The sequence below is a fragment of the Pseudoxanthomonas winnipegensis genome, from assembly GCF_004283755.1.
GTDB lineage: Bacteria > Pseudomonadota > Gammaproteobacteria > Xanthomonadales > Xanthomonadaceae > Pseudoxanthomonas_A > Pseudoxanthomonas_A winnipegensis.
On record NZ_SHMH01000005.1, the window covers coordinates 108,962 to 125,047 of the forward strand.

The following is a 16,086-nucleotide window of genomic DNA, read 5'->3' on the forward strand; positions in this document are numbered from 1 at the left end:
TGCCGGGATGCGGGACCATTCAGTGCTCGATGGACCAGTGGAGGTCGTGCCATGCGCGCATTCGGATTCCTGAGCTTCGGCCACTACGGGCATAGCCCGGGTTCGGTGGCCCGCACCTCGGCCGAGATGATCCGCCAGGCGGTTGAGATCGGCGTCGGCGCCGATGCCCTGGGCGTCAACGGCGCCTACTTCCGCGTGCATCACTTCGCGCGCCAGCAGGCCGCGCCGATGCCGCTGCTGGCGGCCATCGCCGCGCGCACCCGGCACATCGAGGTGGGCACCGGCGTGATCGACATGCGCTACGAGAATCCGCTGTACCTGGCCGAGGAGGCCGCCGCGCTGGATGCCATCGCGCAGGGCCGCATCGCGCTGGGCATCAGCCGCGGCTCGCCCGAGCCGGCCCTGCGCGGCTACGAGGCCTTCGGCTACACCGGCGCGGCCGATCCGCGCGGCGGCGACCTGGCGCGCGAGAAGTTCGCGCTGTTCCTGCGCGCCATCAAGGGCGAACCGATCGCGCCAGGCGACCCGCAGCTGGTCGGGCCCGGCCAGCGCCTGGCGATCGAGCCGCGTGCGCCCGACCTGGTCAAGCGCATCTGGTGGGGCTCGGGCACCCGCGAGACGGCCGAATGGGTCGGACGCCAGGGTCTGAACCTGATGTCCTCCACGCTGCTCACCGAGGACGATGGAAAGCCCTTCCACGCGCTGCAGGCCGAGCAGATCGCGCGCTTCCGCCAGGCCTATCGCGAGGCCGGGCACAGCGGCGCGCCGCGCGTGTCGGTCAGCCGCAGCGTGTTCCCCATCGTCAACGAGCTGGACGCGCGCTACTTCGGCCAGCGCGGCGACGGGGCGAGCGATACGGTGGGCATCATCGACGGCTTCCGCTCGACCTTCGGCAAGACCTATGCGGATACGCCGGACAGGCTGATCGACCAGCTCAAGGCCGACAGCGCGGTGATGGCGGCCGATACGCTGATGCTGACCATCCCCAGTCAGTTGGGGCCGGACTACAACCTGCACGTGCTGGAGTCCTTCGCCAAATACGTCGCGCCCGCCCTGGGCTGGAAGCAGAACACCGAAGGCCCGGTGGTCGGCGACGCGATCGAACCCGCCGCGGCATAAGGCGCGCGTCCGGCGCGCTGCTGCAGGCGCGGGGTCAGTCGGCCTGGCGCGTCGGCAGCTGCGGCAACAGCGCGCTCTCGCCGACGTATTGCTGCAGGATGCCGCGCATCTCCTCATCGCCGATGCGCTCCAGCGGGATCGCCTCGGGCGCGAAGAACACGCCATGGGTGGCGACGCCGGTGCCCAGCTCGCAGCGGTAGACGATGCGGCGCTCGTGGCCGTGGCCGCACACCGCATAGACGAAGCCGACCACCACCGGCAGCTCGGTCGCCTCGCGCAGGCGGCTGGCCAGCGTCGCGTCCTCGCCCTGCGGAATATCGAAGGCCGGCAGGTGCAGCTGGCCGTCGCTGTCCTCGAACAGCAGCACCTGATCCTCGCGCGTGGCGATCGCCACCGCGCGCGCCTCGGGGGCCGCGCTGGCGGTGCGCGTGGCTTCCTCGGCCAGGCGCGGGGTGAAGTAGCTGCCGCGCACGTAGCCCAGCCCGTTGGCGGCGCTGTGCTCGAAGGCCTGCACGCGGCCGAGCAGGATCACGTGGTCACCGGCCTCGACCACGCGTTCCAGCGCGCAGTCGAACCACGCCGCCACCGTCTCGATCAGCGGCGCGCCATGCGGGCCAGTGCGCCACGCCAGACCGGCGAAGCGGTCCTGCACGGGCTGGGCGAAGCGGTTGGAGATCTCCTTCTGGTGTTCGGCCAGCACGTTGACCGCGAAGCCCGGGCCCTGGGTGAAGGCTGCCAGATTGCGCGAACTGCGCGCCAGGCAGACCAGCAGCAGCGGCGGGTCCAGCGAGACGCTGGCGAAGGAGTTGGCGGTGAAGCCGATCGGCCGCCCCTGCGCATCCAGCGCTGTCACCACCGTCACACCGGTCATGAAGGCGCCGAAGGCGTCGCGCAGGGCGCGGGGATCGTGGGTCTGAAGCATGTCCGGGACTTGCGGCGACGGCGGGGGAGCGCAGCCTACCAACTCGCGCGCTGCGACGGGTCCAGTCGCATCGCATACCGCGTTGCGGCGTTGGCATTCGCACCGTGGGAGCCGCCGAGGCGGCGATGGGGCTTTATCAGGAAACCCCCACTCGTCATTCCCGCGAACGCGGGAATCCAGCGGCTTTCGCGCGGAAGGCGAAGACGCCGGGTTCCCGCGTGCGAAGAAACGGCGGTAGGCGAGCGGCCGGTGACGATCGCTAGTAAAGCCTCATCGCCGCCATGGCGGCTCCCACCAGAAGCGCCGCTACCGCCCACCCTCAGCGCGAACTCACGCGCCACACCGTATCGCCCACGTCGTCGGCGATCAGCAGGGCGCCGCTGGCGTCCTGCGCCAGGCCCACCGGCGCGCCGAACAGCTGCTTCTCGTCGTCGGAGTGGAAGCCGCTGACCACCGTCTGCGGCGGCCCCGCCGGCATGCCCTGCTGGAACGGCACGTACACCACCTCGTAGCCGCTCAGCGGCGAGCGGTCCCAGCTGCCGTGCTCGGCCACGAAGGCGCCGCCGTGGTACTTGGCCGGCAGGGCGTTGTCCTGCGAGAACCACAGGCCCAGCGCCGCCACATGCGAGCCCAGCGCGTAGTCCGGCTTGATCGCCTTGGCCACCAGGTCTTCCCGCTGCTGCTTGACGCGCGTGTCCACGTGCTGGCCGTAATAGCTGTAGGGCCAGCCATAGAAGCCGCCTTCCTGCACCGAGGTCAGGTAGTCGGGCACCAGGTCGGCGCCGATCTCGTCGCGCTCGTTGGCGATGGCCCACAGCTTGCCGGTGGTCGGCTCCCACTGCAGGCCGGTGGGGTTGCGGATGCCCGAGGCGTAGATGCGGCTGCCGGCCGAGGCCACGTCCACTTCCAGCACCACCGCGCGGCGGTATTCCTGCTCCAGCCCGTTCTCGCCGATGTTGCTGTTGGAGCCCACGCCGACGTACAGCTTGCGGCCGTCGGGGCTGGCCAGCAGCGCCTTGGTCCAGTGATGGTTGATGGTGCCCGGCAGGTCGGTGAACTCCACGCCCGGCGCGGTGATGCGGGTCTGGCCGGCGACGTAGGGGAACTTCATGATCGCGTCGGCATTGGCCACATACAGGTCGCTGCCGATCAGCTGCACGCCGAAGGGCGAGTGCAGGTGTTCCAGGAACACGTGCTTCTCCCAGCGGCCGTCGGCGCCGGCGCGCAGCAGGGTGATGCGGTTGCCGCCCTTGCCGCTCTTGCCGGACTGGCCCTTGATCTTGTTGGCGACCAGCTGCTTGGGCGTAGTCACCGGCTCGGCGCCGGGGCCGTTGGCCTCGACCACCAGCACGTCGTGGTTGGGCAGCACGTAGAGCTGGCGCGGATGCATCAGGCCGTCGGCGATCTTCTCGATCTTCAGGCCATCGGCGACCTTGGGCGTCTGGCCGTCCTTCCAGCCCACGCCGTCGGGCACCTGCATCGGCGGCACCAGGAAGTTGCGCGCGGCCGGTAGCGGCGGCGCGTCGCCGGACTGCTGCGCCGGATGCAGTTCGGCCTTGCCGCCGCAGGCGGCCAGCAGGATCGCGCAGGCCAGGCCCAGGGTGGTGCGGGTGAGGGAATCAGTCATGGACATAGCCTCCAAGGCGGGCGTCGCGCACGGCGATCAGCACATTGCCGACGGCCAGCAGCAGCACGGTCAGGGCCGACAGCCACGCGCCGGCGGGGATCACGGCATAGGCATCGCGGCTGTGCACGAAGGCGTTGAAGATCGCCGCGACGATGGCCAGCAGGTTGAGCCAGAAGGCCAGCCGGTCCGCGCCCAGCGCGGTGCGGCGCCCGGTGATCCACACCTGCGCCAGATTGACCAGGCGCGGGATGATGGCGGCGACCAGGCCCAGGACGATCAGCCACGCCGCGCTCTTCATCCACAGGATCACCCCGGTGTTGGCGTAGGTGATGTCGAAGATCAGCGCGGCGACGAAGCAACCGAACGGGATCGGATTGAGCAGCCCGTAGAGCGCGGCGGCGACGGCCGAGCGTCGCGGTGCGGTGTGCGATGTCATGGAGAGGTCTCGAAGCGAGGAAAGGCGTCCGGCGCAGCGATCGGCGCAGGACGCGGTTCACTGTCCTCGCCCGGATGTGGATGTGGTGTGGTGGTCGCTATCGCGCGACGGTGCGTCCAGCGGCGCGTAGGCGCTGCCTACGCCACCGCTGCTTCGTCAATCCCGCGAAGGCGGGAATCCAGTGGCTTTCGCGCGCAAGCGCCCACGTCCATGGGTTCCCGCTTTCGCGGGAACGACGGTTCTAGGGTGTTTGTTCGAGCGTGAGAGCTTCGCATTGTCTGCATCGAGCGGTGGGCGGCGAAGCCCTCGCACCCCCGTCATTCCCGCGAAGGCGGGAATCCACTGGCTTTCACGCAAGCTCCAAAGTCCCTGGATTCCCGCTTGCGCGGGAATGACGATGGGATGCGTTGTTGCCACCTCAGGGGGCGTGCTCCTAGCCCTAAGGCGGCGCGGAGCGCTTCCTGCGCAAGCAGGTCGGTGAATTCAGACGCAGATGCGGCAGGTGCAGGAGACGCGTGCACTCGCAGCGCCTGCGCAGGCGACACTCAGCCGCCGCGCGCCTGCTTGACGATCTGCGCGGCGCGCGCGGCGGTCTCGCGCACGGAAGTCCAGTCGCCCGCGGTGATCCACTGCTTGGGCACCATCCACGAGCCGCCGATGCACACCACGTTGGGCTGGGCCAGGTATTCGGCGGCGGTGGCCTCGGTGATGCCGCCGGTGGGGCAGAGCTTGAGCTGCGGGATCGGCCCGTGCAGGCCCTTGATCATCGCCAGCCCGCCCACCGCATTGGCGGGGAACAGCTTGCACACGTGGAAGCCGAGCTGCAGCAGGGTCAGCAGTTCGGTCGGCGTGGCCGCGCCGGGGATCACCGGGATGGGCGCGGCGGCCAGCGCCTCGGCCATGTGCGCCGGGGTGCCGGGGGTGACGATGAAGTCGGCGCCGGCGCCCACGCACTGACCGATCTGGTCGATGGTCAGCACCGTGCCCGCGCCGATGGCGAACTGCGGCAGCTCGCGCTTGAGCGTGGCCAGCGCTTCCATCGCCACCGGCGTGCGCAGGGTCAGTTCGATCACCGGCAGGCCGCCTTCCAGCAGCGCATGGGCCACGCCGCGGGCCTGGTCCAGCGTGTCCACCGCGACCACCGGCAGGATGCCGGCGCGGCGAAGCAGGTCTTCAGTCTGTTGCTGGCGCTTGGAGATGATCATGGTCGTGCCTTGCGTGCGTGGAAGAGGATGGGGCAGGGCGCCGGTCAGGCGTCCTTGGCCTCGTGCGGGGCCGCGGCGGCCTGCGGGGTGTCGCCCAGTTCGTATTCGGCGTCGACCTCCCAGCCGTGCTCGGGCGTGGGCGGGCCGCAGGAAATGGACACCGCGCCCTGGTCGGCCGGCGTCACCTGGGCGCGGTTGAGCGCGAACAGGTTGCGGCCCAGGTCGTGCGAGGGCCGGGCGGTGTCGGGCGCCAGCGTGCGCAGCTGCCATTCCTCCGCGTCTACCTGCGCCTCCAGCACGCCGGCCTCGGCGTCGAGCAGGATCATGTCGCCCTCGCGCAGGCGCGCCAGCGGGCCGCCGGCGGCGGCTTCGGGGGTGATGTGGATCGCGGCCGGGATCTTGCCCGAGGCGCCGGACAGGCGGCCGTCGGTGACCAGCGCCACGCGCCGGCCCTGGTTCTGCAGCAGGCCCAGCAGCGGCGCCAGCGAATGCAGCTCGGGCATGCCGTTGGCGCGCGGGCCCTGGTAGCGCACCACCGCGACGAAGTCCTGCGGCAGGGCGCCGGCGGCGTGCAGCTTGTTGAGGCTGCGCGGGTCGTCCACGACCACGGCCGGGGCATGGATGCGACGGTACTCGGGCTTGACCGCCGAGGTCTTGATCAGCGAGCGCCCCAGGTTGCCGCGCAGCAGGCGCAGGCCGCCCTGGGCCTCGAACGGCGCCGACACCGGGCGCACCACCTTCTCGTCGGCGCTGGTGGCGATGCCGGGGCTGTAGGCCAGCTGGCCATCGGCCAGGCGCGGCTCGTCGCAGTAGGCGCGCATGCCGCCGGCCACGATGGTCGGGATGTCGTGCATCAGGCCGGCGTCGAGCAGCTCGCGGAACACGAACTGGGTGCCGCCGGCGGCGGCGAAGCGGTTCACGTCGGCCTCGCCGTTGGGGTAGACGTGGGCCAGCAGCGGCACGACCTGCGAGATCTCGTCGATATCGTCCCAGGTCAGCACGATGCCGGCCGCGCGCGCCACCGCCACCCAGTGGATGGTGTGGTTGGTCGAGCCGCCGGTGGCCATCAGCGCGGCGATCGCGTTGACGATCGCGCGCTCGTCCACCAGATGCCCGATCGGGCGGTAGTCCTCGCCCAGGGCGGTGATGCGCAGCGCGCGCTCGGCCGCCGCGCGGGTCAGCACGTCGCGCAGCGGCAGGTCCGGGTTGACGAAGCTGGTGCCCGGCAGCTGCAGGCCCATGGCCTCCAGCAGGGTCTGGTTGGAGTTGGCCGTGCCGTAGAAGGTGCAGGTGCCGGCGCCGTGGTAGCTGGCCGATTCGGCCTCCAGCAGCTCCTCGCGGGTGGCCTCGCCGGCGGCGTAGCGCTCGCGCACGGCCGCCTTTTCCTTGTTCGGGATGCCCGGCGTCATCGGCCCGGCCGGCACGAACACCGCCGGCAGATGGCCGAAGGCCAGCGCGCCCATCAGCAGGCCCGGCACGATCTTGTCGCACACGCCCAGGTACAGCGCCGCGTCGAACATGTCGTGGCTCAGCGAGATCGCCGTGGCCTGGGCGATGACATCGCGCGAGAACAGCGACAGCTCCATGCCCGGCCGGCCCTGGGTGACGCCGTCGCACATCGCCGGCACGCCGCCGGCGACCTGCGCGGTGGCGCCCAGCTCGCGCGCCAGCTGACGGATCATCTCGGGGTAGTGCTCGAAGGGCTGATGCGCCGAGAGCATGTCGTTGTAGGCGGTGACGATGCCCAAGTTGGGCGTCACGTCCGCACGCAGCCGGCCCTTGTCGGTCGGTCCGCACGCGGCGAAGGCGTGGGCCAGGTTGCCGCAGCTCAGGCGGGTGCGCTGCGGGCCGTCCTTGAGCACCGCGTCGATGCCTTCCAGGTAGGCCCGGCGCGGCTGCGCGCTGCGGCGGCGGATGCGGTCGGTAACGGCTTCGATGCGCGGATGCAGGGTCATGGCAGGCGGCTGTGACAGGCGGGAAAGAGGGCGCGTCGCGAACCGGGCTGAAGCAGACCACTGGCAATACCAGTGGGATCTGCAATTCCGCTGCGGTCGTCAGCAGGCCCCAAGTCTAGCGCGATCGCGTTTCGACCGGGCGCGCGGCGAAGATACCAATACGATTCCAGTCAGGCGACCGGCGGTTCCGGCGCGTGCTTGTAGGCGGGTCCGAACACCTCCACGGCCATGGCCGCCGCGCCCAGCAGGCCCGGCTGCTTGTGCAGGTTGGCCAGCACCGGGATCTTGCCCATCGCCGGCGAGAAGCGGCCCTTGTGCTCGAAGCGCTGGCGGAAGCCCGAGCGCTGCAGCTGCGGCAGCAGGCGCGGGACCAGCCCGCCGCACAGGAACACGCCGTCCCAGGCGCCCAGGGTCAGCACCAGGTCGCCGGCGATCGCGCCGAACACGGCGAAGAACACGTCCAGCGCATGCAGGCAGCGCGCATCGCCTTCGGCCGCGCGCGCGGTCACGTCCGAGGGCTGCATCGGACCGGGGTCCTCGCCGGCCATCTCGCTGAGCGCGCGATGGATGTTGACCAGGCCCGGGCCGCAGATCAGCCGCTCGTTGGACACCCGGCCGAACTGGCGCGAGAGCCGCTCCAGGATCTCGATCTCCTCCGGATTGCCCGGCGGGAAGCTGACATGGCCGCCCTCGGTCTCCAGCGCATAGCGCTTGCCGTCGCGCACCAGCAGGCCGCCGGCGCCCAGGCCCGTGCCCGGGCCGATCACCGCATAGGTCAGGTTGCGCGACAGCGGCACCGGTTTCCACGGCGTGCCGCCGACCTGGGCCACGTCGTCCGGGCCGAGCAGGGAGGAGGCCATGGCCTGGGCGGCGAAGTCGTTCATCAGCTTCACGCCCTCGAAGCCGAGCATCTTCTTCAGCCGCGGCACGCGGATCACCCAGGGGTGGTTGGTGACGCGGACCTCGTCGCCGTCGACCCGGCCGGCCGCGGCGAACACGCCGTTGCGCGCCGTGGTCCCGGTCTGGTCCATGTAGTGCTTGGCCGCATCGGCCAGCGAGGGGAAGTCGGCCACGACGTACTCGCGCGTGCTGTCCACCAGCAGCGGGTTGTCGGCACCGGTGTCGGCCAGCGCAAAGCGCACGTTGGTGCCGCCGATGTCGGCCAGCAGGACGCACTGCGCGGGGTCGGAAGAGCTCATGCGGGATTCCTGGAACGAGGAAGAAGGATCGGGCGCCGGCCACGTCGACGGGCCGGGGCGCGAGGCGCGACGGATGGTAGCGCGTGGCCCCGTCCGGCCATGCGGCGCATACGAATGCGTGGGAGATTTCGACATCGCCCCCTCCGGCAAGTCGATTGTGGGATTGGCGTGGTGAAAACGCTTACATGGCAGAATAGCGCGTCGCGCCTGCGCTCGTCACTGGGTCGGGCGTAGCCTTCGCCGCAGCGCGCGCCCAGCGCGATGCCGTGTGCGGTGCAGCAACGAAACTGAAGGAGACACGATGGCGAGTGTGCAGCTGGATCAGGTCCGCAAGGTGTACGACAACGGCCAGGTGGCCGTGCACGGCGCCAGTTTCGAGGTCGCCGACGGCGAGCTGATGGTGCTGGTGGGGCCCTCGGGCTGCGGCAAGTCCACCCTGCTGCGCATGATCGCCGGGCTGGAGGAGATCAGCGGCGGCACGCTGAAGATCGGCCCGCGCGTGGTCAACGACGTGGCGCCCAAGGACCGCGACATCGCCATGGTGTTCCAGTCCTACGCGCTGTATCCGCACATGACGGTCGCGCAGAACCTGGCCTTCGGCCTGAAGCTGCGCAAGCACGACAAGGCCACCATCGCCGCGCGCATCCAGGCCGCGGCCGAAACGCTCGGGCTGACCTCGATGCTGGACAAGCTGCCCAAGGCGATGTCCGGCGGCCAGCGCCAGCGCGTGGCGCTGGGCCGGGCGCTGGTGCGCGAGCCGGCGGTGTTCCTGCTGGACGAGCCGCTGTCCAACCTGGACGCCAAACTGCGCAACTCGGTGCGCAGCGAGATCGCCCGCCTGCACCGGCAGCTGGGCACGACCATGATCTACGTCACCCACGACCAGGTCGAGGCCATGACCCTGGGGCAGCGCATCGTGGTGCTCAAGGACGGGCAGATCCAGCAGATCGACACGCCGATGGCGCTGTACGACCGGCCGGCCAACCTGTTCGTGGCCGGCTTCCTGGGCAGCCCGGCGATGAACGTGCTGCGCGGCACCGCGCAGGCCGAGGGCCTGCGGCTGGACGACGGCACCGTGGTGCCCTGGCACGGCGCCGCCCCGGCGCCGGCCACGCCCGGCCGGGCGCTGATCGTGGGCGTGCGCCCGGAGGACCTGCATCTGGTCCAGGCCGGCGCCCCGGGCAGCTTCGCGGCCACCGTGGAGAACATCGAGCCGGTCGGCAACGAGATCTTCGTCCACCTGCTGGCCGGCAAGCTGGCGCTGGTGGCCCGCGTGGCCCCGCGCGCGCTGCCCGCGCCGGGCGAGCCGATCGGCCTGCAGCTGGACCCCGCGCGCCTGCACTGCTTCGACCCGGCCGACGAGCGCCGCCTGGAAGCCTAGGGCCTGCCATCAACTCCTGGGCAGGTCGCGTTGGCGCTGCAAGGCCGTCAGGTTCGCGTCGCGTGGCGCAGGCTTGACTGGCCGTCAGGCCAAGCCGCGCGGCGCGAAGATGGCGGCCTTGCAGCGCCAACCCGAAGGGCCGCCCTTGCGCGCACCCGGGGCCGCGTCATTGCTCGGTCGTGGACGGACGTCCACTCCCTCCCGCTTCCTTGCCCCGGGCACGCGCAAGGGCGGCGCGACCCACCCAGGAATTAATGACAGGCCCTGGGTCCGGCCGCCCAGGTAGGGCGCCGGTATACTCCGGTGTCCGCCGACGGCCGTGCCGCGCCGGGCCCCGCAGGCCCGCGCCAAGCGCCGCCGGACTCCATCACCCCGGCTGCGCGGCCTTCTCCCCCCTTTGAGAGGGCCCGCGCGCCGCCAACGCGACGCGACGCATGCGCCTGTCCACGATCAAGCTGTCCGGCTTCAAATCCTTCGTCGATCCCACCACGCTGCACCTGCCGACCAACATGACCGGCGTGGTCGGCCCCAACGGGTGCGGCAAGTCCAACATCATCGACGCGGTGCGCTGGGTGATGGGCGAGAGCTCGGCCAGCCGCCTGCGCGGCGATTCGCTGACCGACGTGATCTTCTCCGGCTCGGCGGCGCGCAAGCCGGTGGCGCAGGCCACGGTCGAGCTGATCTTCGACAACGCCGACCACACCATCTCCGGCGAATTCGCCGCGTTCAACGAGATCTCGGTCAAGCGCACCGTCAGCCGCGACGGGCAGAGCAACTACTACCTCAACGGCACCAAGTGCCGCCGGCGCGACATCACCGACCTGTTCCTCGGCACAGGCCTGGGGCCGCGCAGCTACTCGATCATCGAGCAGGGCATGATCAGCCAGATCATCGAGGCCCGGCCCGAGGACCTGCGCGTCTACCTGGAGGAGGCCGCGGGCATCTCCAAGTACAAGGAGCGCCGCAAGGAGACCGAGACCCGCATCCGCCACACCCGCGAGAACCTCGAGCGCCTGTCCGACCTGCGCGAGGAAGTGGACAAGCAGCTCGAGCATCTCAAGCGGCAGGCGCGCCAGGCCGAGCAGTACCAGGCCTACCAGGAAGAGCGCCGGATCAAGGACGCGCAGTGGAAGGCGCTGGAATATCGCGGCCTGGACGGCCAGCTGCGCGGCCTGCGCGAGGGCCTCTCGGTCGAGGAGACCCGCCTGCAGCAGCTGATCGCCGAGCAGCGCGAGGCCGAGGCCCAGATCGAGGGCGACCGCGTGCGCCGCGACGAGGCGGTCGAGGCGCTGGGCCGCGCCCAGGCCGATGTCTACCAGGTCGGCAGCACGCTGGCCCGCATCGAACAGCAGATCCAGCATCAGCGCGACCTGTCCACGCGCTTGGTCAAGGCCCAGGCCGAGGCCCAGGCGCAGCTGGCCGAGCTGGGCACGCACATCGAAAGCGACAGCGCGCGCCTGGACGTGCTGCGCGAGGCGGTGGAAGAGGCCGAGCCGCAGCTGGAGCAGCTGCGCGAGGACGACGTCATGCGCCAGGATGCCTTGCGCGAGGCCGAGGCGAAGCTGGCTGACTGGCAGCAGCGTTGGGAAGCCCACAACCGCGCCACCGCCGAGTCCTCGCGGGCCGGGGAGGTCGAGCGCACCCGCGTGGACTACCTGGATCGGCAGTCGCTGGAATCCGAGCGCCGGCGCGAGGCGCTGACCGCCGAGCGCGCCGGGCTGGACCTGGAGGCGCTGTCGGCCGCCTACGAGGCGCTGTTCGAGCAGTACGAGGTCAAGAAGGCCTCGCTGGACGAGCTCAACGAGACCGTCGAGCAGCACAAGCAGGCCGTCTCCGGCGTGGCCGAGCGCCAGCAGGCGCTGCAGGCGCAGCTGGCCCAGGTGCGCAAGGACGCCCAGGCCGCGCGCGGCCGGCTGTCCTCGCTGGAGACCCTGCAGCAGGCCGCGCTGGGTCAGGAGCAGGGCGCCGCGCTGGCCTGGCTGCGGGCGCGCGGACTGGATTCGGCCACCCGCGTGGGCGAGTCGCTCACCGTCGAGGCCGGCTGGGAGAACGCGGTCGAAGGCGCGCTGGGGCGGCTGATCGAAGGCGTGCTGGTGCAGTCGCCCGAGTCGCTGGTCGAGGCGCTGGCCGACCTGGACGAGGGCCGCATCGCGCTGGTCTCGCCGCAGGAGGGCGAGGAGACCTTCGCGCCGACCTCGCTGGCGGCCAAGGTGCGCGGGCCCCTGGCCGTGCGCCGCCTGCTGGCCCGCCTGCACGCGGCCGAGGACCTCGCCCAGGCGCGTAGCCTGCTGCCGACCCTACCGGCCGGCGATGCCATCGTCACCCGCGGCGGCGAGCGCCTGGGCCAGGGCTGGGTGCACGTGCAGCGCTCCAGCGCGTCCAGGCAGGGCGCCCTGCTGCGCGAGCGCGAGATCCAGACCCTGCGCGAGCAAATCGACCAGCTGCAGGCGCAGGAGGCGCAGGCCGAGCAGGACCTGGCCGAGCTGCGCGAGGTCGCCCTGGCCGGCGAACAGGCGCGCGAGGAAGCCCAGCGCAGCCTGTACCAGGCCCATCGCGCCGTGTCCGAACTGGCCGGCCAGCTGCAGGGCCAGCAGGGCCGGCTGGACGCCGCGCGCACCCGCATCGAGCGCATCGATGGCGAGCTGGCGCAGCTGTCCGACGCGCTGGAACAGGCCCGCGACCAGGCCGCCGAGGCCCGCGCCCGCCTGGAGGACGCGGTCACCCGCATGGCCGACCAGGAGGACGCGCGCCAGCAGCTGGACGCCGAGCGCCGCGCCCTGACCGCCGCGCGCGATGCCGCCCGCGAAGCGGCCCGCACCACGCGCGAGGCGACCCACGCGCTGGCCCTGACCCTGGAATCCCAGCGCACCCAGATCGCCTCGCTGACCCAGGCGCTGGAGCGCATGGGCGGCCAGCGCGGCCAGCTCGATTCGCGCCTGGGCGAGATCACCGCCCAGCTCAACGGCGGCGAGGATCCGGTGTCCGAGCTGGAAGCCCAGCGCGAGAACGCCCTGCACGAGCGCGTGCGCGTCGAGCGCGTGCTGGCCGAGGCGCGCACCGCGCTGGACGGCATCGACAACGGCCTGCGCCAGTACGAGCAGACCCGGCAGAAGCGCGACGAGCAGGCCCTGGCCCAGCGCGAGGCCATCGCCCAGCGCCGCCTGGACCAGCAGGCGCTGGTGCTCAAGGCCGAACAGCTGTCCACCGCGGTGGAGCAGGCCGGCTTCGTGCTGCAGGCGGTGATCGAGACGCTGCCCGAGATCGCCGACCCGGCCGAGTGGGAAGCCGCGGTGCAGCAGCTGGACTACAAGATGCGCCGCCTGGAGCCGGTCAATCTGGCGGCCATCCACGAGTACGGCGAGGCCAGCACGCGCAGCGAATACCTCGAATCGCAGAACGCCGACCTCACCGCCGCGCTGGAAACGCTGGAGGAGGCCATCCGCAAGATCGACCGCGAGACGCGCGGCCGCTTCAAGGAGACCTTCGACCGGGTCAACTCCGGCGTGCAGGCGCTGTACCCGCGCCTGTTCGGCGGCGGCCATGCCTATCTGGAGCTGACCGGCGACGACCTGCTCGACACCGGCGTGTCGATCATGGCGCGCCCGCCGGGCAAGCGCGTGTCCAGCATCTCGCTGCTGTCGGGCGGTGAGAAGGCGATGACCGCGGTGGCGCTGGTGTTCGCCATCTTCCAGCTCAATCCCGCGCCGTTCTGCCTGCTCGACGAGGTCGACGCGCCGCTGGACGAGGCCAACGTCGGCCGCCTGGCCAACATGGTCAAGGAGATGAGCGAGAAGGTGCAGTTCCTGTTCGTCAGCCACAACAAGGCGACGATGGAAGCGGCCGATCAGCTCTCCGGCGTGACCATGCGCGAGCCGGGCGTTTCGCGCCTGGTGTCGGTCGATCTGGCCGAAGCCTCGCGCCTGGCGGGCGCGGCCTGAAGGCAGGAGTGAGTGTGGAGGCGTGAGGAGTAAGCAAGGCAAATGCCGTACTCCCGCTTTCACTCGCTCCTCACTCCTCAGCGCTCGCTTCTGGCCCTGAAGCACCAGCCGTGGCACCATCCGGCCAGTTTTTGAGAAGGAGCCCCAGCCCATGTCGGACGTGATGATGCTGAGGATCGGCATTGCCGTGGTGGGCGTGATCCTCATCATCGCGATGGTGATCTTCGGCCGACCCAAGAAGGCGCCGCAGGGGCGCCGCGTGGAATCCGGCGAGCGTGGCGATGCGGCGCGGGTCGAGCCCAGCCTGGGCGGCGATCCGGCCGATCCGGACTACAGCGGCGAGGGCGTCAGTCAGCCCGACCTGGGCCTGGCCGATCCCGGCGCCGGCGACAGCGACCTGGGCAAGCGTCCGGGCTCGGACTTCGACAAGATCATATCGCTGTACGTGGCGGCCAAGTCGGGCCAGATGCTGCGCGGCGAGGACATCGTGGTGGCCGCGGAGAAGACCGGCCTGACCTTCGGTCACATGAACGTGTTCCACCGCCTGATCGAGCATCACCCCGAGCGCGGCCCGGTGTTCAGCATGGCCAACATCATGCAGCCCGGCAGCTTCGACATGGCCGCCATCCGCGAGCTGGAAACCCCGGCCATCGCCTTCTTCCTGACCCTGCCGGCGCCGATGACTGCGCTGGACGCCTGGGAGATGATGCTGCCCAACGTGCAGCGCATGGCCGAACTGCTCGACGGCGTGGTCCTGGACGACAGCCGCAACGCGCTGGGCCGCCAGCGCATCCAGCACATCCGCGAGGAGCTGCGCGGCTACGACCGCCAGCACGAGGCCCCGCCGCTGAGCAAGGCGCCGCGCTGGTAATCCGCGGCTTGCGGCGTCGCCTCGGCGACGCCAGGCCGACGCGCTAGCGTCGCATCACTCCCTCCAGGAACCGCGTCGGCGCCTCATCGCGGCTGCGCCGTTTGGGCGGCGCGCGGGCGCGACACGCGCCGGCGCCAGGCCAGGTAGCGGGAGAAACCCCACAGCACCGCGGCCAGGCAGGCCAGGGTGAGGAAGTAGCCGGCGGTGCCCAGGTCCAGCCTGCCCACCAGCAGCGCGGCGGCGTAGGTGAGCAGGATGCCGGCGGTGAAGACCTCCAGCGAATGGCGGCCCATCGCGGCGAATACCTCGTGCAGCGCCAGCGCCGGGCGCGGCATCCGCCGATCGCGCAGTGCGGCGGACAGCCAGAAGTAGGCGGCCAGCACCAGCGCCGCATGCGGAATGCGCAGCAGGCCGAGCTGATGCTTGTCCCACCACCAGGCATCGCTCAGGCCCAGCTTGCGGTCGGCGACGAAGGCCACCGTCGCCAGCGCCAGCGCGCCCAGGACCGCGACGGCCGCCGCGGGCCGTCGCATCCAGCGCTCGAGCCGGTCCAGGACGCCCAGCCGCCCGCACAGCAGGCCGCCCATGAAGCACAGCTGCCAGGCGAAGGGATTGAGCCCGTAGCCCTCGCCGTGCAGGCCCAGCGCCGCGCGCGCGGCCGGCAGCTGGCACAGCAGGTACAGGCCGAGCGTCAGGCCGAAGGCCAGCGGCGCGGCGCGCTGGGCCAGCGGCACGAACACGATCGACACCAGCAGGTAGGCCACGTACAGCGACAGGATGTCCAGCAGCGGCGGGCTGTTGGCCAGCAGCAGGAAGGACAGCGCCGAGTCGTCCGGGCGCTGCACGTGGTCGGCCAGGCCCAGCGCCTCCAGGCTGGAGGGCAGCATGATCGAGCAGATCGCCAGCAGCGCGACGAAGGCCAGCGCGTTGTACAGGTACAGGTGCCCGGCCCGGTGCGAGAGGCGCACGAAGCGCTGGGCGAAGGTCACGCCCGGGCGCGTGTGCAGGATCCCGATCAGCGCGCCGGAGACGAACAGGAACAGCTCGGCCGCCGAGGAATACCCCAGCATCGTCGGCGTGAACCATTCGCGCCCGTCGTAGCCCAGTTTGCGCGCGAAGCTGGAGGTGTGGTCGAAGGCGATCACCAGCAGGCAGAGGCCGCGGACGAAATCCAGCGCCTCGATCCGGCTGCCCGCGCGCGGCGCGGCGACCGGCGCGTTCAAGCCCAAGGCTCCGAACGGTGGGGCACGATGCGTGTGCAGGGATCGTGGCTCCCGCGGCCGAACGGCTGGGCGCAGGTGAGGAGCGAGGGGAACAGAAACAGGGCCGACGGGCGGCCGTGTGCGGACGTGGGGGTTCGCATGGGCAAGGGCAGCGGCGGGGGAGATCCGACCCTAACGCCTGCCATGTTCAGTGTTTGTAAGTCGCCACGC

11 protein-coding genes are annotated in these 16,086 nt (G+C 71.1%); 4 read left to right on the plus strand and 7 right to left on the minus strand.

All coding sequences use genetic code 11. From position 1 onward, the window contains the following. Window positions 1-51 precede the first annotated feature (51 nt). Window positions 52-1,119: an LLM class flavin-dependent oxidoreductase gene (locus tag EAT51_RS10795; protein WP_130517833.1), complete on the plus strand. Its 1,068-nt coding sequence runs from the start codon at window positions 52-54 to the stop codon at window positions 1,117-1,119. 34 nt (window positions 1,120-1,153) lie between these two features. Here the strand turns inward: EAT51_RS10795 and EAT51_RS10800 are convergent, their stop codons facing one another. The 6 genes from EAT51_RS10800 to glk form a co-directional block, all read right to left on the minus strand. Continuing rightward, on the minus strand, window positions 1,154-2,041 hold the full coding sequence (locus tag EAT51_RS10800; protein WP_130517835.1) for a flavin reductase family protein: 888 nt from the start codon (window positions 2,039-2,041) through the stop codon (window positions 1,154-1,156). 319 nt (window positions 2,042-2,360) lie between these two features. Further along, window positions 2,361-3,668, minus strand: a complete 1,308-nt coding sequence (locus tag EAT51_RS10805) for a PQQ-dependent sugar dehydrogenase (protein ID WP_205953541.1) — start codon at window positions 3,666-3,668, stop codon at window positions 2,361-2,363. Beyond that, a complete protein-coding gene (locus EAT51_RS10810; protein WP_130517837.1) occupies window positions 3,661-4,104 on the minus strand; it encodes a DUF2231 domain-containing protein in 444 nt (147 codons plus the stop codon). The genes EAT51_RS10805 and EAT51_RS10810 overlap by 8 nt, the downstream gene beginning before the upstream one ends. Before the next feature lie 545 nt (window positions 4,105-4,649). Then, window positions 4,650-5,309 carry a bifunctional 4-hydroxy-2-oxoglutarate aldolase/2-dehydro-3-deoxy-phosphogluconate aldolase gene (eda, locus tag EAT51_RS10815; protein WP_130517839.1) on the minus strand — a complete coding sequence of 220 codons (660 nt, stop codon included), beginning with the start codon at window positions 5,307-5,309 and terminating at the stop codon, window positions 4,650-4,652. A 44-nt stretch (window positions 5,310-5,353) separates the two neighbouring features. After that, the gene (gene edd / locus EAT51_RS10820; protein ID WP_130517841.1) at window positions 5,354-7,264 is read right to left on the minus strand and encodes a phosphogluconate dehydratase; all 1,911 of its coding nucleotides are present in this window, start codon (window positions 7,262-7,264) and stop codon (window positions 5,354-5,356) included. A gap of 170 nt (window positions 7,265-7,434) precedes the next feature. After that, window positions 7,435-8,463, minus strand: a complete 1,029-nt coding sequence (gene glk / locus EAT51_RS10825) for a glucokinase (RefSeq protein ID WP_130517843.1) — start codon at window positions 8,461-8,463, stop codon at window positions 7,435-7,437. 301 nt (window positions 8,464-8,764) lie between these two features. Between glk and EAT51_RS10830 the strand changes: the two genes are divergently transcribed. The 3 genes from EAT51_RS10830 to zipA all read left to right on the plus strand — a co-directional run bounded on the left by EAT51_RS10830 (window position 8,765) and on the right by zipA (window position 14,653). After that, window positions 8,765-9,844, plus strand: coding sequence for an ABC transporter ATP-binding protein (locus EAT51_RS10830; protein WP_130522799.1), 1,080 nt, complete (start codon window positions 8,765-8,767; stop codon window positions 9,842-9,844). 434 nt (window positions 9,845-10,278) lie between these two features. Further along, complete coding sequence (gene smc, locus EAT51_RS10835) at window positions 10,279-13,782, plus strand: chromosome segregation protein SMC (protein ID WP_130561603.1); 3,504 nt, start codon at window positions 10,279-10,281, stop codon at window positions 13,780-13,782. A gap of 151 nt (window positions 13,783-13,933) precedes the next feature. Continuing rightward, window positions 13,934-14,653 (plus strand): cell division protein ZipA, encoded by a 720-nt coding sequence (gene zipA, locus EAT51_RS10840; protein WP_130517849.1) that lies wholly within the window; start codon window positions 13,934-13,936, stop codon window positions 14,651-14,653. An 83-nt stretch (window positions 14,654-14,736) separates the two neighbouring features. On the opposite strand, the gene opgC is transcribed toward zipA, so the two are convergent. Next, window positions 14,737-15,876, minus strand: a complete 1,140-nt coding sequence (opgC, locus tag EAT51_RS10845) for an OpgC domain-containing protein (protein WP_165422705.1) — start codon at window positions 15,874-15,876, stop codon at window positions 14,737-14,739. Between the last annotated feature and the right edge of the window lie 210 nt (window positions 15,877-16,086).